This window comes from Evansella sp. AB-rgal1 (genome assembly GCF_041820985.1).
In the GTDB taxonomy this organism is placed as follows: domain Bacteria; phylum Bacillota; class Bacilli; order Bacillales; family Salisediminibacteriaceae; genus Evansella.
Genome location: NZ_JBGUAU010000037.1, coordinates 1 through 22,375 on the forward strand (window position 1 = coordinate 1; position 22,375 = coordinate 22,375).

At 34.5% G+C, this 22,375-nt stretch carries 19 protein-coding genes and 1 other annotated feature; of the genes, 11 read left to right on the forward strand and 8 right to left on the reverse strand.

The window, feature by feature from the left end; all coding sequences use genetic code 11:
• Positions 1 to 171: 171 nt before the first annotated feature.
• From ACERII_RS22460 to ACERII_RS22470, 3 genes are all read right to left on the reverse strand, one after another.
• Entirely contained in the window at positions 172 to 1,236 is a 1,065-nt protein-coding gene (locus ACERII_RS22460; protein WP_373645215.1) for a M42 family metallopeptidase, read from the reverse strand.
• 62 nt (positions 1,237 to 1,298) lie between these two features.
• A complete protein-coding gene (locus tag ACERII_RS22465; RefSeq protein ID WP_373645216.1) occupies positions 1,299 to 2,597 on the reverse strand; it encodes a Zn-dependent hydrolase in 1,299 nt (432 codons plus the stop codon).
• Between the two features lie 227 nt (positions 2,598 to 2,824).
• Complete coding sequence (locus ACERII_RS22470) at positions 2,825 to 4,021, reverse strand: alanyl-tRNA editing protein (protein ID WP_373645217.1); 1,197 nt, start codon at positions 4,019 to 4,021, stop codon at positions 2,825 to 2,827.
• A 465-nt stretch (positions 4,022 to 4,486) separates the two neighbouring features.
• Here ACERII_RS22470 and ACERII_RS22475 point away from each other — a divergent pair, with 465 nt between their 5' ends.
• Positions 4,487 to 5,095, forward strand: coding sequence for a YitT family protein (locus ACERII_RS22475; protein WP_373645218.1), 609 nt, complete (start codon positions 4,487 to 4,489; stop codon positions 5,093 to 5,095).
• A gap of 53 nt (positions 5,096 to 5,148) precedes the next feature.
• Here the strand turns inward: ACERII_RS22475 and ACERII_RS22480 are convergent, their stop codons facing one another.
• A complete protein-coding gene (locus ACERII_RS22480) occupies positions 5,149 to 6,216 on the reverse strand; it encodes a branched-chain amino acid aminotransferase (protein ID WP_373645219.1) in 1,068 nt (355 codons plus the stop codon).
• Positions 6,217 to 6,388: 172 nt separating this feature from the next.
• Positions 6,389 to 6,596: a binding site (T-box leader), on the forward strand.
• Positions 6,597 to 6,703: 107 nt separating this feature from the next.
• Between ACERII_RS22480 and proB the strand changes: the two genes are divergently transcribed.
• The 5 genes from proB (at position 6,704) to ACERII_RS22505 (ending at position 13,336) form a co-directional block, all read left to right on the forward strand.
• The gene (proB, locus tag ACERII_RS22485; RefSeq protein ID WP_373645220.1) at positions 6,704 to 7,810 is read left to right on the forward strand and encodes a glutamate 5-kinase; all 1,107 of its coding nucleotides are present in this window, start codon (positions 6,704 to 6,706) and stop codon (positions 7,808 to 7,810) included.
• 16 nt (positions 7,811 to 7,826) lie between these two features.
• Positions 7,827 to 9,071: a glutamate-5-semialdehyde dehydrogenase gene (locus ACERII_RS22490; RefSeq protein ID WP_373645221.1), complete on the forward strand. Its 1,245-nt coding sequence runs from the start codon at positions 7,827 to 7,829 to the stop codon at positions 9,069 to 9,071.
• Between the two features lie 545 nt (positions 9,072 to 9,616).
• Positions 9,617 to 10,318 (forward strand): response regulator transcription factor, encoded by a 702-nt coding sequence (locus tag ACERII_RS22495; protein WP_373645222.1) that lies wholly within the window; start codon positions 9,617 to 9,619, stop codon positions 10,316 to 10,318.
• A 12-nt stretch (positions 10,319 to 10,330) separates the two neighbouring features.
• Positions 10,331 to 11,782 (forward strand): sensor histidine kinase, encoded by a 1,452-nt coding sequence (locus tag ACERII_RS22500; protein ID WP_373645223.1) that lies wholly within the window; start codon positions 10,331 to 10,333, stop codon positions 11,780 to 11,782.
• Between the two features lie 438 nt (positions 11,783 to 12,220).
• Complete coding sequence (locus tag ACERII_RS22505) at positions 12,221 to 13,336, forward strand: acyltransferase family protein (RefSeq protein ID WP_373645224.1); 1,116 nt, start codon at positions 12,221 to 12,223, stop codon at positions 13,334 to 13,336.
• 85 nt (positions 13,337 to 13,421) lie between these two features.
• Here ACERII_RS22505 and ACERII_RS22510 read toward each other — a convergent pair whose 3' ends face one another.
• From ACERII_RS22510 to ACERII_RS22520, 3 genes are all read right to left on the reverse strand, one after another.
• Positions 13,422 to 14,468: a serine hydrolase domain-containing protein gene (locus ACERII_RS22510; protein ID WP_373645225.1), complete on the reverse strand. Its 1,047-nt coding sequence runs from the start codon at positions 14,466 to 14,468 to the stop codon at positions 13,422 to 13,424.
• A 368-nt stretch (positions 14,469 to 14,836) separates the two neighbouring features.
• A complete protein-coding gene (locus ACERII_RS22515; RefSeq protein WP_373645226.1) occupies positions 14,837 to 15,034 on the reverse strand; it encodes a cold-shock protein in 198 nt (65 codons plus the stop codon).
• A gap of 218 nt (positions 15,035 to 15,252) precedes the next feature.
• Positions 15,253 to 16,212 carry an NAD(P)H-dependent flavin oxidoreductase gene (locus ACERII_RS22520; RefSeq protein WP_373645227.1) on the reverse strand — a complete coding sequence of 320 codons (960 nt, stop codon included), beginning with the start codon at positions 16,210 to 16,212 and terminating at the stop codon, positions 15,253 to 15,255.
• Positions 16,213 to 16,464: 252 nt separating this feature from the next.
• Here ACERII_RS22520 and ACERII_RS22525 point away from each other — a divergent pair, with 252 nt between their 5' ends.
• Complete coding sequence (locus ACERII_RS22525) at positions 16,465 to 17,040, forward strand: cell wall hydrolase (RefSeq protein ID WP_373645255.1); 576 nt, start codon at positions 16,465 to 16,467, stop codon at positions 17,038 to 17,040.
• A gap of 28 nt (positions 17,041 to 17,068) precedes the next feature.
• Here ACERII_RS22525 and uvsE read toward each other — a convergent pair whose 3' ends face one another.
• A complete protein-coding gene (gene uvsE / locus ACERII_RS22530) occupies positions 17,069 to 18,034 on the reverse strand; it encodes a UV DNA damage repair endonuclease UvsE (protein ID WP_373645228.1) in 966 nt (321 codons plus the stop codon).
• A gap of 233 nt (positions 18,035 to 18,267) precedes the next feature.
• On the opposite strand from uvsE, the gene gndA reads away from it, so the two are divergent.
• From gndA to ACERII_RS22550, 4 genes are all read left to right on the forward strand, one after another.
• On the forward strand, positions 18,268 to 19,680 hold the full coding sequence (gndA, locus tag ACERII_RS22535) for an NADP-dependent phosphogluconate dehydrogenase (RefSeq protein WP_373645229.1): 1,413 nt from the start codon (positions 18,268 to 18,270) through the stop codon (positions 19,678 to 19,680).
• A 400-nt stretch (positions 19,681 to 20,080) separates the two neighbouring features.
• Complete coding sequence (ectA, locus tag ACERII_RS22540) at positions 20,081 to 20,599, forward strand: diaminobutyrate acetyltransferase (protein ID WP_373645230.1); 519 nt, start codon at positions 20,081 to 20,083, stop codon at positions 20,597 to 20,599.
• 40 nt (positions 20,600 to 20,639) lie between these two features.
• Positions 20,640 to 21,923 carry a diaminobutyrate--2-oxoglutarate transaminase gene (ectB, locus tag ACERII_RS22545; protein ID WP_373645231.1) on the forward strand — a complete coding sequence of 428 codons (1,284 nt, stop codon included), beginning with the start codon at positions 20,640 to 20,642 and terminating at the stop codon, positions 21,921 to 21,923.
• Positions 21,924 to 21,941: 18 nt separating this feature from the next.
• Positions 21,942 to 22,328: an ectoine synthase gene (locus ACERII_RS22550; protein ID WP_373645232.1), complete on the forward strand. Its 387-nt coding sequence runs from the start codon at positions 21,942 to 21,944 to the stop codon at positions 22,326 to 22,328.
• Positions 22,329 to 22,375 lie beyond the last annotated feature (47 nt).

Sequence of the window (22,375 nt, forward strand, 5' to 3'; positions counted from 1 at the left end):
TGTGTTAATGGACTTTACATCCTTTGTTAAGACCAATTATACTTTCAAACAATTCTGAAACAACAAAATTGTAAGATTATCTAACGAGGTTTTTGGAGTAAGCCCTTACAAGGTAGGTAGAGATAAATAAAATAGGAGCGAGATTTATATATCCGCTCCCCATTACAAACATCATATAAAATCAAAACGAGCCCCTTCATCCAATTGCTGTAAGAATTTCAACAACAGTTGTTTCGTAGCTTCCACATCATTTAGGTCAATTACCTCTACTGGAGAATGAGCATATCGAGAAGGTATGGACAGAACTCCCGTTGGAATACCTTTATTTGCTAAGCTAACCGCTCCGCCATCTGTACCTATCCCAGGGAAAATCTCTAGTTGATGAGTGATATTGTGTTTTCTCGCTACACTAACTAATTTCTCCTTTACGGTAGGGTGTGAAATTAAGCTCATGTCCAATATTTTTACACCAGTACCTGCACCAAGCATTAGCGTATTATCCATTGTTTCTTCTGGTGTATCACTCACGGCCGTAGTATCTAAGGCAATTGCAACATCAGCATCCACACCATAGGCTGCTACTTTCGCCCCCCGTAACCCTACTTCCTCTTGAACAGTAAACATTGTAACTAACTCTCCACAAAAATTCTCATTTTTTAAATCCTTTAATAACTCTATCATAATTGCACAACCTACCCGATCATCAAACCCTTTCCCAATTATTCTACCTGTTTGCTCATTTCCTAGAAAATCAAAGGATGGTAACCACGTAATGGGATTTCCTACTTCTACACCCATATTTTCTGCTTCTTCCTTTGTACTTGTTCCAATATCTATATACAACTGTCGATGGTTTCGGACTTTATTTGGATCATCAAATTTCACATAATGTGCTGACATTGTTCCAATAACTCCTGTAAGAAGTTGATATTTCGTACGAACTTGAACTTTTTGTGCTAACAGAATACGATCATCATGCCCGCCGAGTTTTTCAAATCGAAGTAGTCCATTATTTTCAATTTTTTTCACAATAAACCCAATTTCATCCATATGAGCAGTAACAATAACCCTTGGACCTGGTTGTTTGCCTTTTTTTCTAGCAATAACATTTCCAAAAGCATCAACATGAATATCGTCTACTAAATTTCCAATTGATTCTTTGATCCATTTAGATACAGGTTGTTCATAGCCACATGGACCATGAAGTGCAGTAATCTCTTTTAATAAATTAATCATTTTAATACCCTCACATTCATGATAAGAAATTTCCTGGGAAAGCGCAGAAAACGACACAATTATTATTTTACTAAGCTTTCAAGTAAAACCTTTAATGCATGTATAGTGATAACACAATCATGGAGAGAGGACCACTCTTTTGGATTATGACTAATCCCATCTTTACTTCGAGTGAATAACATTGCTACTGGAATAGATGTTCCCACTATCATTGCATCATGACCTGCTCCGCTCGGAAGTGTGTAAACTCTTTCACCTATCGATTCTACTGCAGAAATTGCTTTGATTTGCATATCTTCTGTTATTGGAACTGGTGTAATTCGTACTTTTTCTTCAAAAGTTACTCCGATGGAACGTTTATCACTGATTCTTTTTGCCAGTGATATAATTTCATCCACCAAATCATCTCTTCTTTGTAGGTGAATATCACGAATATCTACTGTTAAAGTAACTGATCCAGGAATAACATTTACTCCATTTGGATGAACTTGCATTCGCCCTACTGTCGCTACTGAACTATCGCTAACTTCTTTTGGTAGACTTTCTAATTGTGAAATAAACAAACTTGCAGCGACTAATGCATCTTTTCGATCATTCATTGGTGTATTTCCTGCGTGGCCCGCTTCTCCTTGAAAAGTTATTTCAAGCCAGCAAGGTCCTGCAATGCCAGTGACAACACCAACTGATACATCTTCCTTTTCCAAACGTTTTCCTTGTTCAATATGTACTTCTACAAATGCTTCGATTTCATTAAGTGAACGTCTTGTGTCAAAAAAGTTATCTATACGTAATCCGTATTGATGTAGCACTTCTTCAAACTCTATTCCATCAATATCTTTTCTATTTAGTAACTCTTCTCTTTGATTTTTTCTCATCATAGCAGAACTCCCTAACATACCACTATGGAATCGGGCACCTTCTTCATCAGTAAAAATAACAACTTCATATGATTTTCTCGGTATAAATCCAGTCTCATTCCACGCTTCTACCACTTCTAATGCGGCTAACACTCCTAACGGTCCATCAAAATGACCTCCATTTGGAACACTGTCGAGATGAGAACCAGAAAGGATAACCGGTGCATTCTGTTCCGACCCTTGCATTCTTCCGAAAACATTTCCTGCACCATCTTCTGAAATAGTTAATCCAGCTTCCGCCATCCATTCTTTTACTAAGTATTTAGCCGCTTTTTCTTCCGTAGAAAATCCAATTCGATGAGATCCAAGCTCAGATGTTAGACCGATATTAGCAATACTTGCTAAGCGTTTTGCTAAACGTTCTCCATTTATACCAGAGTGGCTATTAATGGAATCATAATCTTTCATTAGTTTTTTATATAGTTGTTCGGAGAATTGTTCCATGTTATACCTCACTAACATAATATTTAGTATACAAAGATCCATTTCTAGGATGTTGTACTGAAACAACCTAGTAAGAAAATAAGAATAAATAAAGGGGGCTTGATTTTATGAAATTTCTTCCCATGCAAATGTTGTTATTTGTTGGTTCTTCGTTACTCCACGATTATTGGATATACTATCGACTCCCGAAAGTGCAATATTGGGAATGGAAAGAAAAAGATTAGATACTATATCTTGTCCAAAACGAGTTGTATCACTTGATCAGCAGGAACGGTTGCTTCCCCACCACCTTGTACAAATGAATCATTTCCTCCACCTTTTCCATTAATAAGAGCTAAAATTCCCTCTCCCAGCAACTTCATGCTACATGTTACTGATTTTCCCCTCCCACAAATAAACTGGAGTTGATCGTCCTCTACATTTATTAACAAGACAATTCCATTAGGAGCCTCCATACAAAGTTCACGCCCCAGCTTCTGGAGCTCCTGCATCTTTTTATTAGAGAACACATTTGAAACAAAGAGATAATCCTTCATTTCTACTGCTTCATGAAGTAAACTTTGTTTTTCATACGCTACTAGTGATTCTTCCAAATGAGAAATTTTCTTCTTATTTTCTTTTCCTATTTCCATTTGCTGAATTACTGCGTCAGGAAGTTTTTCCTCTGGTGAATTTAATAGCTCCGTTAATTCTCTCATTATTCTTTCTTTCTTTTGAAGCTCCTTTAATATTCTTTTACCACATAAAAATGAGATTCTTATTTTCTTGTTTTGCTTTTCCCAACCAAGTATTTTTAATGCTTGAACTTCTCCGGTTTTGTTAGGATGTGTGCCTCCGCAACCGTTATAGTCAAAATCAGGTATAATTACAAGTCTGACATTCTCATGTGCAGCTAGTTTTTTTCGCAGAGGTAACTTATCTGCTTCTTCCTCTGTTACCCACTTCGTTTGAATGGATATATTACGAAGGATAATTTCATTTGCATAATTTTCTACTTTTAAAGCTACTTCTTCGGATAAGTCTGCTATATTCAAATCAATCGTTACATTATCCTCTCCAAGATGGAAGGCTACCGTTTCATATTGAAACATTTCTTCAAATGCTGCAGTAAGAATATGTTGTCCAGCATGCTGCTGCATATGGTCGAATCTTCTCTCCCAATCAATCTTCCCCTCCACTTCGCTGTGAATAGATGAAAGTGGATGATCTATGTAATGACGAACCTCTCCTTCTGCTTCCTGTACATCGTAAACATTTATTCCATCAATTGTACCTGTATCATGAGGTTGTCCACCACCTGTTGGGTAAAAGAGTGTTTTTTCTAAAACGATAAAATGATTACCTTTTTGGTCTTTATCCTGCTTCAATACTTTAGAAAAAAAAGAAGTTTTATAAGCATCCTCATAAAAGAGTTTTGTTTGCACTTTCCGTTCTTCCTTTCGCTTCGGATTTTTTATGTTTTATTTTAATCAACATCTATGACTTTTTACCTATTTTATAATTTATTCCTTAAAAACAAAAAATGACTATGTGAAATATTCTTTCACAACTCTTTATGATTAACAAGTAAGCCGCTAATGAAACGTATATTATCTAACACATCCTACGCATTGGTTTTTCGTTAAATGCTATGTAAACTCTTCCTTTTTCTAGGAATGTGAAAAAGGAATATCACGACAAATGATAATTACATTCCACTTCATGTTAAATTATATAACAATAGTTATACTTTATTAGTTTAACGCATTGACTTTATGCAGTTAAAACGCTGTTATGTAAGTAATTGCGCATTTATTTCATTCAACTTATAATGATTATCAGATGTTTTTTAAATTTATTGATATAATAATTGATTAAATTTTTTGATAATTCATTTAGGAGTGTTATTTATGTTACGTTTTATTAATATAGTAATTGGTTGCTTTATTGTAAGTTTCGGAGTCTTAGTATTACAAAACTCTGAAATCATTACAGGGGGAACTGCAGGTTTGGCTTTGAGTATTTCTTATTCTATTAATATATCGTTTGCAATAGCGTTTTTTTTAGTAAACATCCCGTTTTACATATTGTCTGTACGTAAGATGGGCTGGAAGTTTACACTCTCCACTTTCTTTGCAGTTTCCTTATTATCAATAATGACAGAACTGCTACAGTTTATCCCTAATTTTGAAGTCACACCTCTATTTGGTGCTATTTTAGGCGGAAGTGTTATTGGAATAGGAGTTACGGTTTTATTTATGAATGGTGCTTCTTTAGGAGGAGCTAACATCTTAGCACTTGTTTTACAGAAGAAACTCCAAATAAATCCTGGAAAAACAATGTTCCTTTTCGATTTCTTTGTGATATTGATAGGTTTATACTCTGTAGGTATAGTTAGAGGTTTTTATTCTGTTATTTCTATTTTCTTTATCTCTATCATTATTAGCTTAATGAAAGGTAAATTTGCTGTTTCTAAAACAGAATCAAAAATACCTTCAGAAGCCCAAGCTAGTGCATAATGTTTTATAAATTTTAGAAAGGGTGCACCATTTTTGCGTGCACCCTCTTTTTATTACACTTCTTCAGTCCATTGAAAAGGATCTGCTATTCTTCCAGTTTGTATACCAGTTATTGTCTCATACAGCTTACGAGAAAGTTCACCGGTTTCTCTGTTATTTATCATCATTTGATTATCTTTAAAACGAAATTCACCAACGGGAGAAATGACCGCAGCAGTTCCTGTTCCAAACACTTCTTCTACTTGTCCATTTTCATATGCCTCAATGAATTCATCGAGTGATAACTTTCTTTCCACAACAGGTATATTCCATTCTTTTAATAACTCAATAATAGACATTCTCGTAATACCTTCTAGAATGCTTCCGTTTAAAATAGGAGTTACAACCTCCCCATTTATTTTAAAGAAGACATTCATACTTCCTACTTCTTCAATATACTTCTTTTCTACACCGTCTAACCATAATACTTGTGCAGCTCCTTGTTGACTCGCTTTTTCCTGAGCGATATACCCTGCACAATAATTCCCAGCTGTTTTTGCAGTACCTGTTCCTCCTAGGACAGCACGAGTATACTCCTTTTCGACAGATATACTTACAGGATGAATTCCTTCAGGGTAATACGAACCAACTGGCGATAAAATGATAACAAATTTATAAGAACTTGCAGGAGCTACACGTAAATTAGTTTCTGTAGGTAAGATAAATGGTCTTATGTATAATGATGTTCCTTCTGCTTTAGGAATCCACTCACGATCCACTCGTACTAATTCTTTTAGTCCCCCTAGAACAACCTCTTGGTCTATGTTAGGAATACTCAATCGATCACATGAACGATTCAACCGCTCAAAGTTCTTTTCAGGTCTAAATAATAACGTTTTCCCATCTGTTGTAGAATAGGCTTTTAACCCCTCAAACACAGTTTGGCCATAATGAAATACCATTGTTGCTGGATCTAACGAGATTGGTTCATAAGGAATAACACGTGGGCTATGCCACCCTTTCCCTTTTTCATAATCCATTACAAACATATGATCTGTAAAAAACTTTCCAAATCCTAATGTATTTTCGTCTGGCTTCGTTTTTTTCTCTGTTGCTTTTACGACTGTTATTTCAGTACTCATTGTATCTCTCCTCATCTATACTTTTCCAAATTAACGCAGTAAAAATTGCTGTTTCGACTATTTTAATGAATAACCACTACAAATTACAAGGTAATTCTGAAATTTCTTTAATTTTTTCTGAAAAATTATTGACTTTCTTTATCTATTTATCAGATAATAATAAAAAATTATTGTAAAAGCAATGAGAGGGACTAGTAAATAGGTCATTTATATAAACAGAGAATGGAATTCACTGGCTGGAAAATTCCATATATAAAACTATTGAACCTACCCATGAGCTGTTAGGATAAACTAACCGTAATTCCTGCGTTAATGGAATCAAAGTGGGTAAGTAATTACCAACAAAGGTGGTACCGCGGACAATTAGCTCCGTCCTTTTTAAGAAGGACGGAGTTTTTTTATTTTTATGTATATTGTTATTTATAATTAATCAAAGGAACCTATCTTAAAAGTTATTATTTAACCTGAGATAAATGAGGGATATAACATGATGAAGCATCGTATTATCGTGAAAATTGGAAGTAGTTCTTTAACAAATGCACACGGTGGATTATGTAGAGAGAAATTATATGAACATTCAAATGCTATTGCCGAATTGAAACATTTAGGTCACGATGTAATTCTTATTTCATCCGGGGCAGTTGCTGCTGGGTTTTCAATACTCGGTTATCCTTCTAGGCCAGTAAAAATTGCTGGAAAACAAGCTGCAGCAGCCGTTGGGCAAGGGTTACTTATGCAAGGGTATGGTGAGGAATTTGCTCGACACCAAATCAACGTTGCACAGTTACTTCTTACTAGAAATGACTTCGGGAATGAGGAGCAGTATCGAAATGCTCATGCTACGTTATCAGAGTTGCTTAAGCGAAATATTGTACCAATAATTAATGAAAATGATTCTACGTCTATAGAAGAGTTAACATTTGGAGATAATGACATGCTTTCAGCCCTAGTTAGTGGCTTAGTCCATGCTAGTCATTTGATTATTTTAACGGATATCAACGGGTTGTATGATTCAGATCCACGAAAAAATCCAAATGCAAAGAAATACGCGTATTTACCTACTATTACGGATGAATTGTTAGTAAAAATTAAATCCACAACTTCAAAATTAGGAACTGGTGGAATGCGATCTAAAATTGAAGCAGCCAAAACAGCAAATTCACTAGGAGTACCATCGATATTTATCGGCAGTGGAAAAGGAGAACAAAAGCTCGTTGATATACTGAATGGTAAGGGAGATGGAACATATATTGGTAGAACAAATAATAAAATTATTACTAGTAAAAAACAATGGATTGCTTTTCATTCATCCCCAAAAGGAAAAATAATAATTGATAATGGCGCAACCGAAGCCATATTAGAAAAAGGAAAAAGCTTATTACCTGTAGGGATAAAAGATGTATACGGTGTTTTTAATGCGGGTGATGTCGTTGAGGTTATTAATACAAAAGGAAATATTATTGGAAAAGGTCAAGTTAACTTTTCCTCCGAACAATTACAAAAAATCAAAGGGAAAGACAGTCTAGTGGTTGAAAAGGAAACAAACTGTAAAATAGCTGAAGCAATACATCGGAATCAATGGATTACATTTTAATAAGGAGATGATATAGATGGAAGAATTAATTATGAAGGCTTCCCTCCTAAAGAGTATAACGGGAGAATTGGGAGCTGCTACTACGGAAAGTAAAAACGAAGCACTATTACTCATAGCTGATGAACTAGTTGCAAATACAGAAAAAATTGTATTGGCTAATGAGGAAGATTTGCGATCTGGAAAAGAAAAAGGCTTCACTGATGCACTCTTAGATCGATTAGCTTTAACTCCATCTAGAATTGAGGATATGAGCAACGCTTTGAAGCAATTGGTTCATTTAAAAGATCCTATTCGAGAGGTTCTATCAGAGGATAAACGTCCTAATAATCTATTAATTAAAAAAATACGTGTACCACTAGGTGTTATTGGTATGATATATGAAGCAAGACCGAATGTAACGGTAGATGCCGCGAGCTTATGCTTAAAAACTGGTAATGCTGTTTTGTTAAGAGGTAGTTCATCTGCTTCAAATTCGAATAAAGCACTCGTTGAAGTAATTCATACGGCTCTTGAAAAAAGTAATATTCCAAAAGAAGCTATACAGCTCTTAGAAGATACTAGCAGAGAAACCGCTGAAAAAATGTTTACCCTTAACGATTATTTAGATGTACTTATTCCACGGGGTGGGGCATCCCTCATCCAATCGGTAGTACAAAAGGCTTCAGTTCCTGTTTTAGAAACAGGAGTTGGCAATTGTCATGTTTTTATTGATAAAACAGCAAATGAAACAATGGCAATGGATGTAACGGTAAATGCAAAAACACAACGCCCTTCTGTTTGTAACGCAGCAGAAACAGTTATTATCCATGAAGAGTGGGCAAAGAATCACCTCTCCTCTCTCGTTAATAAATTGTTAGATAAACATGTTTTATTAAAAGGAGATGAAATGTCCATACAACTCGACAATAGAATTGAACCTGCTTCTACAGAAGATTGGGACACAGAGTTTTTAGATTTAACCTTAGCTATTAAAATAGTGCCATCCATTAAAGATGCAATAGAACACATTAGAAAGCATGGTACAAAACATTCAGAGGCTATTATTACAGAAGATACAAATAATGTGAATACGTTTTTTACATTTGTTGATGCTGCCGCTTTATATCACAATGCTTCTACACGATTTACAGACGGATTCGAATTTGGTTTCGGGGCAGAAATAGGGATTAGTACACAAAAGCTTCATGCTCGTGGACCAATGGGATTAGAAGCATTAACATCAATTAAGTATTTAATCTTAGGAAATGGGCAAACAAAATAATATTTGTATAGGTGTCCAAAACAAATTGTTTTGGACACCTATTATCTTTTATTAGGTTACCCTGAAAATACGCGTATCAGACTAATATGGAATACTAACTTTGTTGGTTGTATTCCATTCGCTTCTGTCCACTCCTTTCCAGTGGGGAGTTGCCGAGCCTCCTCCACGACTACATCGCTCCGGTGTCTCGCCTCTACTCTACTTCCCACTGGAGTTCGTGGGCTTACGCTCATTCCATCATTAGTTTATTGTACTAATAACTTCAACTATCGTATTTTCATTCCCCATGGTGAAAATTTTCACATTCATGGAAGTCTACCCTGAAAATACGTGTATAAGTCTAATATGGAATACTAACTTTGTTGTTTGTATTCCATTCGCTTCTGTCCACTCCTTTCCTGTGGGGAGCTGCCGAGCCACCTCCCACTATTAAAGGTCCCTTCTACCACTCATGACCATTTGTAGGGTGCAGGAACAAATCAACCGTGGTCATTAACATAGGCTTGCGTTAAAATGTAAGTACGTACAAAAAAGGGGGCAATGACTTGAAGCCACTGAAAGTTTTAATAGCAGATGATGACCAAAATGTCTGTGAAATTTTAGGTCTATACTTACGAGAAAATCATTTTACAGTCATTGAAGCGAATAATGGTACAAAAGCAATGTCAGTATTTCAATCGGAAAAACCAGATATTATCCTACTAGATATTATGATGCCTGAGATGGATGGTTTAGAAGTCTGTAAGGAAATACGAAAGAATTCTACCGTTCCTATAATAATGTTAACTGCAAAGGACGAAGAATTTGATCGAGTTCTCGGTCTAGAAATCGGTGCAGACGATTATGTAACAAAGCCGTTTAGTCCTAGGGAGGTAATCGCAAGGATTAAAGCAATCTTTAGGCGTTTACCTGCTTTAGAAAAAACAAGTAGTGACGATGGTGAGAAATATAACTTTCAACGTTTTAGCATCTCTGTAAATCAACGTGAAGTGTTAGTTAATAATAAAAAATTGTTTTTCCGTCCTAAAGAATTTGACTTACTACTATACTTAGTTAGACATCCAAATGTTGTGCTTACTAGAGAACAATTATTAGAACATGTTTGGGGCTTCGATTATGCGGGTGAAATGAGAACGGTCGATGTACATGTTAAGCGAATTCGTGACGAATTTGCTCAACACGAAATCCATTGTATTCAAACTGTATGGGGAGTAGGCTACCAGTTTCAACCGAAAGAAGAGGAGTGATGATACACAAAGATGAAGTGGCTAAATCAAAGTTTATTTCGCAGATTGTTAATTAGCTATTTATTTATATTTATTTTGGGTTTTGGTTTAATTGGTATCGTTACTTCAATATCTACAAGTGATTATATAACAGACCAGAAAAGGCAGGATATGCTCCAGCAAGCAACTAGTATCAATGCGATCATTCATCATAGTAATGTTGTTACAGATGACATAAAACAAACTATTGAGCAATTAGGACAGTTTCTAGGCTCTACAATTTGGATAATTGATCGAAACGGACAAATTGTCGCTACCTCATCTATGCAAGAATTATTCATGGGGGAAATAATGGATGATGCACTTATCGAAGATATTTTAGCTGGTAAAAATCGTTTTCAAGTAATGAATATAGAAGAAGAAGATCGGCCTATGCTCTCTGTCGTTGTTCCATGGGGAACTTCTGAAGAAATATATGGAGGGATTATTCTTCATTCTCCCATTTCTGGTATAAATACTACCGTACGAAATATACGAGAAATTATCCAGTGGGCTATTATAAGCGGTTTAGTTATCGTTAGTGTTCTCGTCTCCTATTTATCTTGGTCTATATCCAAACCATTAAAAAAAGTCGAGGAAGCAGCAAATGAAATTGCCTTAGGTAATTACAAGAAACGAGTAGAATACCATGATTCCGTACCAGATGAAATTTCAGCATTGTTATATTCCTTTAATCGGATGGCTGAAAAATTTCATAAAATAGAAGAAGAACGTGACCTTCTAGAAGAACGAAGAAATGATTTTATCGCAAACATTTCTCATGAACTTCGTACACCACTAACCGCGATGAAAGGATACTTAGAAGCTTTACAAGATGGCCTAGTAAAAGATAAGGAATCGCAACAAAAGTATTACACCATTATGTACCAAGAATCTGAACATTTAAATCATTTAGTGGATGATTTAATGGATTTAATTAAATTAGAAAGCAGAGAAGTTTCATTAGATTTATATTATGTTAAAGTGGATGATGTACTAAAAAAGGTTTTCCTCCATCTAGAACAAGCTATTCAAGAGAAAGAAAATAATATTCAACTTCTTATACCCGACAATGTACCACAGTTAATTGCTGACTCCGTTCGATTAGAACAAATTTTTACAAATCTCATTCATAATGCTAATAAATTTACATCAAATGGTTCAATTACAGGAGAAATTGAGGTTGATTCATCTCACTTAATAGTTACCATAAAGGATACTGGTATTGGGATACCCTCTCACGACTTAGAACGAATTTGGGAAAGATTTTTCAAAGTTGACCGGGGGCGTAATAATAGAGGAAGACGAGGAACTGGACTAGGATTAGCGATTGTCAAAGAATTAGTTATTTTACACAACGGAATGATTAGTGCAAAAAGTGAACTAGGGAAAGGTACAGCGTTTACTATGAAATTCCCGCTTTATGAACAAAGAAAAAGTAATTGAAAATACTTAGAATCATAATGATTCATAACTTAAAAAGGATGTCTCAAAAGGTTTATATTTAACTTTTGAGACATCCTTTTAATTTGTTTTAACAGTTTTTTAATAAATTACTTATAGTTTCCTCACAAGTTTTTTTTACAATGGTACTTACAAATAGTAAACCGAAGAATTTTTATGTTTAAATAAAAGGCTCTGTTTAAAAGTTAATGTTGATTTTTACTCTTGGTTGATCGCTTCCTTTAGGCGCGACCCGCACCCTCCTCCCAATTCGGCCTGTGGGCAACTGCCTCATTACCCCATCCAGGCTCCGCCCCTGTGGGGTCTCTCGTAATCCGCTTATCACCTAGGAGACTCTTCCTATTCCGTAAAAATCAACATTAGAGATAAATCAACATTGTCCTTTAACATAACCAAATAAAAAAATAGGTGGGAATAACGATGAAACCTATGATAAATGAAATATTTGTTTTAAGGAGTATCGCTTGCCTGTGTGTGGTAGCAGTTCACGCCATCGCTATCGGCTTAACCTCTATGCCAACAGTATTTAGCGGAGAACCTTTATATTTCGTATTTGATTCCATTAACATCCTACTTTACTTTGGCACTCCATTATTTATCTTTATATCAGAATTTTTAATCGCGTACTCTTATAAAGAAAAAAAACTACCTGATAAATTTATGCGAAAGCGATTTGCGTTTTTGTATTTACCTTTTTTGTTCATGGCACTATTTTATTCTATCCCATATATGACAGCGTTAGATAGTTGGTCTTTAAAACTTTTTCTTAATATCATAATTGGTGATTATCATGGATATTTTATTTTAATTATCTTTCAATTTTATTTGTTACATTTATTGTTTCATAAACATTTAAAAAAATGGAGTCCTAAAATAGTTCTACCTATCTCTTTCATGATCACGTTTGGGTATTTAGTAATTTTTAATTTTACAACACCATTAGGATTTTCTCATGCTACGTATGTATGGGATCGATTTTACTGGGTTCCATTTCTAGGTTGGCTTTTTTACTTTACTCTCGGTTTTTATTGTGGACATCACTATCAATCTTTTATATCACTATTAAAGAAGTATAATAAAACAGTACTTGTAGCTCCTATTTTCACAAGTATTAGTTTACTTCTTCTTTATCATACAGACTTATTAATTGTACACAGCTCAAAAAGAATTGACATGTTACTTCATACAACTGCCATATGTTTTTTCTTGTTTTATATTGGTTCACAAATAAAAAAAATACCGCCTTTTCTCATATATATAAGTAAGTATTCATTTGGCATATACTTGCTTCATTACTTCTATATTTCTGTATTAGATTTCTTATATCAGGTATATCCAATAAATATAGGCATTGCCTATATTTTCATCCTATTCGGTGTTAGTATTTATCTCTCCATTGTAACAGTAAACTATTGTTTAAAATGGCAATATGGAAAATATATTGTTGGGAAAATTGGTGTTGGTATACAATCAAACCCATCAAATCAAGAGTCACACGAACGAGTGCCACAAAAACGATATGTTACATCGACATAAAGATAGTGCCTCATAGCAAGTCATGCTAAAAGGGCGGTCTTAAGGTGTAATACACCTTTAAAGACCGCCCTTTTTCGTATCTAATTTATAAGTTTCTCGGATTTACCTCAGGAGCCATCTTTGCATCAATCACTAATTGTAATAGTCGCAAACGATCTGGTTGACTTACACTTCGTGGTATAAATTGAAACGTCCGTCTATTTGAATCAACTCGATGAACAAAAACTAAATTTAATTCAGGGATAATATCAATGGATTGACCATATCTACCAACTGCTGAATACATTCCTAAATCTTGAAATGGGCCAGACGTTGCTACCCACCACATAAATCCATAATCAAATACATCATTATAAGGTACGTGAGCATACGCTTGTGTACTTTGTTTTACCCAATCCTTTGGGATAATTTGCTCGTCACCCCACATGCCATTTTGTAGATACAACTGACCAAATCTTGCCATGTCTCTCGCAGAAATACGAAACAAATAAGATGGATGAATGGACCTACCTAACTCTCTACGATATTCAGTATTTTCTAATGAAAAGTCTTCCATTCCTATCGGATCTGCAATTTTTTCTTTGAACTCAACAAATAAATCTGAATTTGTTTGTTCGTTTAAAATAGTTCCGAGAGCATTAAAATCCCAATTGTTATAATAAAAATAACTACCTGGTTCGTTACTCTCTCTAAAAGGTCTTTTCCTTCTCATTGATAAAGTTTCCTGACCAGCAGTATGATACACACCAGAGCTAGAGATTAACAAATCATGTATTGTAGCAGCTTTTTCTGCATCACTCAACGAACGCTGATCATCGATATTTAGTTCATGGAGACTACTTTGTAAATCAATCTCTCCTGTATCTTCATAAATACCGTATAATGCACTGAGAAAGCTTTTTCGAATGGAATGACCATTTGTATTAGCACTAATGTCTCCCCAAGCAAAGAGTACTTTCCCATCTTTAATAGCCATAGCTGCAGTAGAATTTATTGAATTATAGTATTCCCATGCATCCTGCAGTTTTTCCGATGACCACCCCGCATCTTCTGGTGTCTCATGTGGAACCCAAGTTGTTATTGGGTCGTAGTTAGAAGATGTTGTATTACTAAAATAAATAAATGCAAACATAATTATGACACCTATAATTGAAACAATTTTTAACACAAAAACCATCCTTAAATACCAAATAAGTTTAATTTTATAAGTTCCCTTTACTCAGGATTTTCAAACAAGTAACATTACCTACAATGCTATCCATAGAAAATCTAAGAGAATTATTCTACACTTCTCAGAACACAGGAATTTTTTTAAAATTAACAAACTTTTAATATGAAAGCAAGTATAAAATAGCAGAATTAGAAAAACTTTGCTTTCGCAAAACTTATAGTAAAAGCCTTTGAAATTCTTGTAGTTTCATTCTTTTGCGAAGTTAAACATTCTGCTTAAAGTATAAATAAAAAAGATTCCTATAAAGGAACCTTTTTTTATGATAAAAATTATTTTTGAACGTTTGCAGCTTGAGGTCCACGTTGACCTTGCTCGATTTCGAAGTTAACTGTTTGACCTTCTTCTAATGATTTGAATCCTTCACCTTGAATAGCAGAGAAGTGAACAAATACATCATCTTGACCTTCAACTTCAATAAATCCAAAACCTTTTTCTGCGTTAAACCATTTTACTGTACCTTGTACCATAACTTAATTTCCTCCTGTGTGGACCATTTCCACTTTATAGATTACTAATATTGCTCTTTATATGCACTCCAGACGAAACTATCTTATTACTAATTTCTTCTTTCACGTATACAGCGAACAACAATGAGCCATTTAACTATAACATACTTTTTGGTAAAATGATACAAATAAGCCTAATAATATTAAGAAATTTCTAAATATTATGGTTTCCTAAGTCGTTATTTACATTCCTTTAAGGATAATTCGGACATAATATTATCAATAATTGTCTTTACTGGTAATATATCATTTATCTCATGAACTCTTGATCCACTAAACACTAGACCCTCTTCTGCATCTCCATCTTTCGAAGTTAAAAGAGAATCATAGATACAAAATCGATGTGAACATTTCTTTAAACAAGAATAACATTTATCAATTTTCACTTTTTTATCATCACTTATTTTCTCTGTAAACTTATTTTTAATAGCTCTTCCCTCTAAACCAACTACAGACTTAATAAGTGTTGTATCTCCTTCTTTAGCTTGTAAGTACTTTTCTTTGAAAGATTGAGGTGCGTCACACTCCTCACTTGCAACAAATCTAGATCCCATTTGTACACCTGCTGCTCCCATTTCTAACGCTTTTCTTATATCATTTCCATTAATAATACCCCCTGCAGCAATCACAGGAATATCTACTACCTCAACTACCTCTGGCAATATATCAAATAAAGGACGGTCTGTACCTAAGTGACCACCAGCCTCATACCCTTCAACAACAACTGCTGCAGCACCTAATCTTTGCGACATTTTTGCTAATTTTGCAGAAGATACAATAGAAATTACAGGAATTCCAAATTCCTTCCCCCAGGAATACATATCTCTTGAAATTCCTGCACCCGATATAATAAAGTCAACTTTTTCTTCCATAGCAGCTTTCATCATATCTGCAAAATTAGTCATTGCAAATAAGACATTCACACCAATATAGCCTTTCCCTTTTGTTAAATCTCTTGCTTTACGGACATGTTTTCTCATCTCTTCAACAGAAATTCCAGTGCCCGATATTATCCCTATTCCCCCTGCATTTGCAACTGCTGATGCTAACCCACTTAATGATATTCCAACACCCATTCCCCCTTGGATAATTGGAAATTTCGGAGTCATATGTGCAATCTTTAATTCTGGAAAATTCATTAACTCACCCTCTTTAAATAATGTCAGTAGAAAACTTTCATTGTTCTTTGTTAATCGTATCAGTTGTTTATTTTCTGTAAAAGTGACATCTGTCATGACCAGGTCATAATAATTGGTTATTAATGTGACATTTTTGTGACACACCGATCAAATTGGATAATCTTCCACTTATCTCCTAATGAACTATCACTTTATACCTGTTAGTCTAGTAATCGAGCAGCTTACTACAACTAGATAAATCTAGGAGGTTATATTTTGCGAAAAATTATTGCTAGTTTAACATTAGCAGCTTCATTATTTTTTATAGGGAGTACAGATATTGAAGCTTCCACTACGCACACTGTAAAAAGCGGGGAATCTTTGTGGATTTTAGCTAATCAATATGGTGTATCTGTAAACGAGATTAAGAGTCTAAACAATAGATCAGGTAATACTATTTTTGTTGGTGAGCGTTTAACAATACCAAGTGCATTAACAGCCTACGAGAAACGTCTTCTTGCACAATTAGTCACTGCAGAAGCGAAAGGGGAACCTTATGCAGGTCAAGTTGCCGTAGCTACAGTAGTCTTAAATCGAGTTGATAGCAATAAATTTCCAAATTCGGTTCACGGTGTTATTTATGAATCAGGTCAATTTACACCAGTAAGAACTGGTTCCATCAACCAGCCAGCAACTGCCTCTGCTGTTAGAGCTGTTAATGAAGCAATTGCATTTCGAGGACAAGGAAGCGGATCATTATTTTTCTATAATCCAGCTATAGCAACAATTCATTGGAATGCAACTCGTCAACACACAATTACTATTGGGAACCATGTATTTTCAAAATAAAAAAACTCGGCCGATTGGTCGAGTTTTTTTACTTTATATGAAAGCTAGCACCATCTATAATTTCAACTTCGGATCTTTCTTCTAATTGTTCCATTAACCGAAAAAGTGCATGATCTTTTTGTTTTGCTTCAATCATACAGTCAATTGTATCTACACTACCAACAATCGTATTTAAGAATTTCATTAACATGTCTATATCAATATAGTCTGAATGGTGCCTGAATTGTTTTTCACTTTTCGGACTAGAAATATGCATCTTAACAGGTAAAGGGGAATGAGACCATGTGTTTACCACTCTCTCCCATTCCTTCTCCCAGTCTTCATTTTCATTGTTTGCTAAATGATGATGATAATCAAATACAAATGGGATAGCTAATTTTTCACATAAATATAATGTATCTTGTAAGTGAAATGATTTATCATCATTTTCTAACATAATCATTTTCCGAATATCTTCTTCTATATGTCCCCAATTTCTTATAAAACGATCTAATGCAGACTCCTTGTTTTTATAGCTTCCTCCAACATGTAAAACACACCGATGTTGCAAATCAATATGTAGACTCTTTAAAATATCAGCATGGTATTGAAGCGTCTGTAATGAATTCTTCAATATGTCAGATTTAGGCGAATTGAGTAATACATAGTGATCCGGGTGAAAGTCTATTCTCATCTTTTTTTCTATTATAAATGTACCGATTTCATTTAATATTGATAATAGCGGCTTTATATAATTCCAGTCAGATAAGTCATCATGAGTTGCTAGTGGAATTAACTTTGAGCTTAGACGAAAAAAGCGTATATCGTGAGCTAGATTATGTTTCAATAATCGGAAACAGTTTTCTAAATTCGATAAAGCAATTCTCTCTAATTTTCTAATTGCCGCTTCTCTATTAGGAATGGTTTGAAATTGTGTGTATGTCATTGTTTGAGAAGGAGAACTGTTTTTAAGCTCCATACTCATTGCTACGTATCCTAAGCGTACTTTTGTCAATATAAACCTCTCCCTCATTCTCTTTCTATTTTAGTATGAGAATAATAAGCTTAATTAATTCATTTTGAGGGATATATACACTTTATTAGAAATGCTGTGGGGATAGAAATGAAAAAGTACTAGCATAATTAATTGCTCATAAACAAAAAATAAGCCTAAGTATTTCTTATATTTCTAAAATAATGCTAAAATAATCTTTTATAATATATTGTGTAAGGAAGGATGTACGAATCATGTCTAGACAACAAATTGGGGTACTTGGAGTAGGTGTCATGGGAAAAAGTTTAGCGCTAAACTTTGAAAGTAAAGGTTATAGAGTTGCTATCCATGATATCTCAAAAGAAAAAATTGATGAAATAGTACAAGATAATAAAGGAAAAAACTTATTAGGAACCTATAGTATAGAAGAATTTGTTCATTCACTAGAAACTCCTAGAAAAATCGTTTTAATGGTACAAGCTGGAAATATAACAGATAAAGCAATTGATTCTTTATTACCATTCTTATCGAAACAAGATATTCTTATTGACGGTGGTAATACGTTATATGTTGATACGATTCGTCGCAATACAAAACTAGCAGAAAAAGGAATTCACTTTATTGGTACTGGTGTTTCAGGTGGTGAAGAAGGAGCATTAAAAGGTCCGTCTATTATGCCTGGCGGGCAAAAAGAAGCGTATGATTTAGTTGAGCCTATGCTGAAAGATATTTCTGCTAAAGTAAATGGTGAGCCGTGTTGCACCTATATTGGTCCAAATGGAGCAGGTCACTATGTGAAAATGGTGCACAACGGCATTGAATACGGAGATATGCAATTAATATGTGAAGCTTACTTTTTAATGAAAAATATTTTAAAGTTAGACACAAATGAGTTACATACTATTTTTTCTCAGTGGAACGATGGAGAACTAAACAGTTATTTAATTGAAATAACTGCTGATATTTTCACAAAATTTGATGAAGAAACTGGAAAACCATTAGTGGATATGATTCTTGATACTGCTGGCCAAAAAGGAACTGGCAAATGGACAAGTAAAAGCGCCCTAGATTTAGGTGTGCCTCTTCCATTAATTACGGAATCAGTTTTCTCCAGATTTTTATCTGCAATGAAAGAAGAACGTGTTTTAGCTAGTAAACAATTAACTGGTCCTAAACAAGTACCTTCAATTGAAAATAAAGAAACGATCATAGAAGCAATTCGTAAAGCATTGTATTTAAGTAAAATTTGCTCCTATGCTCAAGGGTTCGCACAACTAAAAGCGGCATCAGACGAGTATGATTGGGATTTGCAATATGGTAATATTGCTAAAATATTTAGAGGAGGATGTATTATCCGTGCTGCATTTCTTCAAAACATTATGGATGCATATGATAATAATCCAGATTTGGCAAACCTTTTACTAGATCCATACTTTAAGAATATTACCGACGAGTATCAACAAGCATTACGAGATGTTATAAGTATCGCAGTTCAAAGCGGGGTACCTGTTCCAGCTCTGTCTTCTGCATTATCTTACTTTGATAGTTATCGTTCAGAAGTACTTCCTGCAAACCTTCTACAAGCGCAACGAGATTATTTTGGTGCCCACACATACCAAAGGATTGATAAAGAAGGAAGCTTCCACACAGAATGGCTGAAAAAATAAATGGAAGGGTGAGTTTTGTATTTTAGATACAAGCTCACCCTTTTTTGTCCTCATACAAAATACATTTGTACATACCCTACTTTGGCATTTTAATTAAATTATAATCCTTTCACAAAAAAACATAAATATATTTCAAAAAAATGTAAATGATATTGTCGAAATTTATCAAATAGCTTGTAAATGCTACAATTCGGAAGGAATAAAAAAGATTCCCCCCTCTCACTTACTTGAGGGATACCTTATCCCACTTTAGAGCAAATAATCATAATTAAACCGATTTGATTATATTTACAGAAATCAATACGATTAATAGTGTTAATGTTAAATTATTTACTAAACTTCAAGGAGGCGGTTTTCTATTTCTTATAAAAATTCTCTACAACGAGGTGGAAAATCCTAAATGAGTAATAAATCACAATTAGTAATTGACAAAGTTTCGTTCAGTAAACCAACAGCAAAAGATGGTTCTTCCATGTGGGAGTTAGTAAAAGAATCAACACTCGATTTAAATTCTCCATACAAATATATAATGATGTCCGAATATTTTTCAGACACATGTATTGTTGCAAAAGAAAATGATCATCTAGTTGGTTTTATTACCGCCTTTATTTTACCAGAAAAACAAGATGTATTATTTATATGGCAAGTTGGAGTTCATTCCTCCCAGCGAGGCAAAGGAATTGCCTCGAGAATGTTAAATGAACTACTTTCTAGAAACGAAAGAAAAAATATTCGTTTCGTAGAGGCTACAGTAACGCCAACAAACATTGCTTCTCAGTCACTATTTCAACGCTTAGCCCGCGATCATTCTACAGAATGTATTGTGGATGAATGCTTTCCAGCTGATTTCTTTCCTGGAAACGGACATGAAGCAGAGCTAACATATCGAGTTGGACCTTTTTCTAAGCAGTCCAATTGATAATGTGTTTTAAAACAAAAACGGAGGTATTATAAAAAATATGATGAAAAATGACCTAAGTATATTTAAAGAAATAGAATCCCAAGTACGTAGTTATGTAAGAAGCTTCCCAACTGTTTTCACAAAAGCTCAAGGGTATAAAATGTGGGATGAAGCTGGAAGAGAATATATAGATTTCTTCGCAGGTGCAGGAGCACTTAACTATGGACACAACGACCCAAAAATGAAGAAGAAATTAGTTGAATATATTATGAGTGATGGAATTACACATTCATTAGATATGGCTACAAGTGCCAAAAGAGAATTTCTAAATAAGTTTAATGAGGTCATCTTAAAACCACGTAACTTAGATTATAAAATAATGTTCCCTGGACCAACTGGAACAAATACAGTTGAAAGTGCACTAAAATTAGCAAGAAAAGTTACAGGTAGAACAGATATTGTTAGTTTTACAAATGGATTTCACGGCATGACAATCGGTTCTCTATCTGTTACCGGAAATTCTTCTAAACGTAAAGGGGCAGGGATTCCCTTAAACAATACAGTAACAATGCCGTTTGATAATTATCTTAGTGAAGATCTCGATACTTTGGAGTATTTCGAACGTTTCTTAGAAGACAGTGGTAGTGGTGTAGACACTCCAGCAGCTGTTATTGTCGAAACAGTCCAAGGTGAAGGTGGAATAAATGCTGCCAGATTCGAATGGATTAAGAGATTAGATGATATTTGTAAACAATATAATATATTATTAATTATTGATGATGTTCAAGCAGGTGTTGGTCGTACTGGAACATTCTTCTCTTTTGAACCTGCTGGTATCACTCCTGATATCGTATGTTTATCTAAATCAATCGGTGGTTACGGTTCGCCATTAGCACTAACGTTGTTTAAACCTGAATTAGATATTTGGGGGCCTGGTGAACATAATGGAACATTCCGAGGAAACAACCATGCATTTGTTACTGCAACAGAATCTCTTACGTATTGGGAAAATGATTCATTTGAAAAGAGTATTCAAGAGAAATCAGAAAAAATCACTGATTTTTTAAATTCTTTAGTGACAAAATATCCAGAACTAGAAGGTGAAGTTCGAGGACGTGGCTTTATGCAAGGTATTGAATGCCATGTTGATGGTTTGTCTTCAAAAATTGCAGAAGCTTCCTTCGACCGAGGCTTAATAATGGAAACTTCAGGAGTAAATGATCAAGTATTTAAACTATTCCCTCCTCTAACAATTGATGATCAAGGATTAGAAAAAGGGTTTACTATTATAGAAGATAGTATTAAAAGTTTATTAAAGAAAAAAGAATTAGTTGCAAATTAATATTAGGAGGAAATCAACATGAAAGTAGTCAAACTAGAAGATATAATTGGTACAGATCAGGAAATCGATGGAGGTAATTGGGTTAGTCGTCGTCTCCTATTAGCAAAGGATGGAATGGGTTATTCTGTTCACGATACAATCATTAAAGCAGGAACAGAAACGCATATTTGGTATCAAAATCATTTAGAGGCAGTTTATTGTATCGAGGGTGAAGGTGAGGTAGTTACGCTAAAAGATAACAAAGTGCATGAAATTAAAGCAGGTTCCATCTACGCTTTAGATGAGCATGATGAGCACTTATTACGTGGTAAAACAGATATGAGAATGGTATGTGTGTTCAACCCACCTATTACAGGGAAAGAAATACACGATAAAAATGGAGTTTATCCATTGGTGAAAGAATAAATAAAAAAGCCACAAGCTGTTGTTAAATAACAGCTTGTGGTTTTTTT

Excerpts from the sequence above, each read along its gene's own strand:
- ACERII_RS22460 (WP_373645215.1), bottom strand. The coding sequence starts at position 1,236 with ATGATTAATTTATTAAAAGAGATTACTGCACTTCATGGTCCATGTGGC.
- ACERII_RS22465 (WP_373645216.1), bottom strand. The coding sequence starts at position 2,597 with ATGGAACAATTCTCCGAACAACTATATAAAAAACTAATGAAAGATTAT.
- ACERII_RS22475 (WP_373645218.1), top strand. The coding sequence starts at position 4,487 with ATGTTACGTTTTATTAATATAGTAATTGGTTGCTTTATTGTAAGTTTC.
- ACERII_RS22480 (WP_373645219.1), bottom strand. The coding sequence starts at position 6,216 with ATGAGTACTGAAATAACAGTCGTAAAAGCAACAGAGAAAAAAACGAAG.
- proB (WP_373645220.1), top strand. The coding sequence starts at position 6,704 with ATGATGAAGCATCGTATTATCGTGAAAATTGGAAGTAGTTCTTTAACA.
- ACERII_RS22490 (WP_373645221.1), top strand. The coding sequence starts at position 7,827 with ATGGAAGAATTAATTATGAAGGCTTCCCTCCTAAAGAGTATAACGGGA.
- ACERII_RS22500 (WP_373645223.1), top strand. The coding sequence starts at position 10,331 with ATGAAGTGGCTAAATCAAAGTTTATTTCGCAGATTGTTAATTAGCTAT.
- ACERII_RS22505 (WP_373645224.1), top strand. The coding sequence starts at position 12,221 with ATGAAACCTATGATAAATGAAATATTTGTTTTAAGGAGTATCGCTTGC.
- ACERII_RS22510 (WP_373645225.1), bottom strand. The coding sequence starts at position 14,468 with ATGTTTGCATTTATTTATTTTAGTAATACAACATCTTCTAACTACGAC.
- ACERII_RS22515 (WP_373645226.1), bottom strand. The coding sequence starts at position 15,034 with ATGGTACAAGGTACAGTAAAATGGTTTAACGCAGAAAAAGGTTTTGGA.
- ACERII_RS22520 (WP_373645227.1), bottom strand. The coding sequence starts at position 16,212 with ATGAATTTTCCAGAATTAAAGATTGCACATATGACTCCGAAATTTCCA.
- gndA (WP_373645229.1), top strand. The coding sequence starts at position 18,268 with ATGTCTAGACAACAAATTGGGGTACTTGGAGTAGGTGTCATGGGAAAA.
- ectA (WP_373645230.1), top strand. The coding sequence starts at position 20,081 with ATGAGTAATAAATCACAATTAGTAATTGACAAAGTTTCGTTCAGTAAA.
- ectB (WP_373645231.1), top strand. The coding sequence starts at position 20,640 with ATGATGAAAAATGACCTAAGTATATTTAAAGAAATAGAATCCCAAGTA.
- ACERII_RS22550 (WP_373645232.1), top strand. The coding sequence starts at position 21,942 with ATGAAAGTAGTCAAACTAGAAGATATAATTGGTACAGATCAGGAAATC.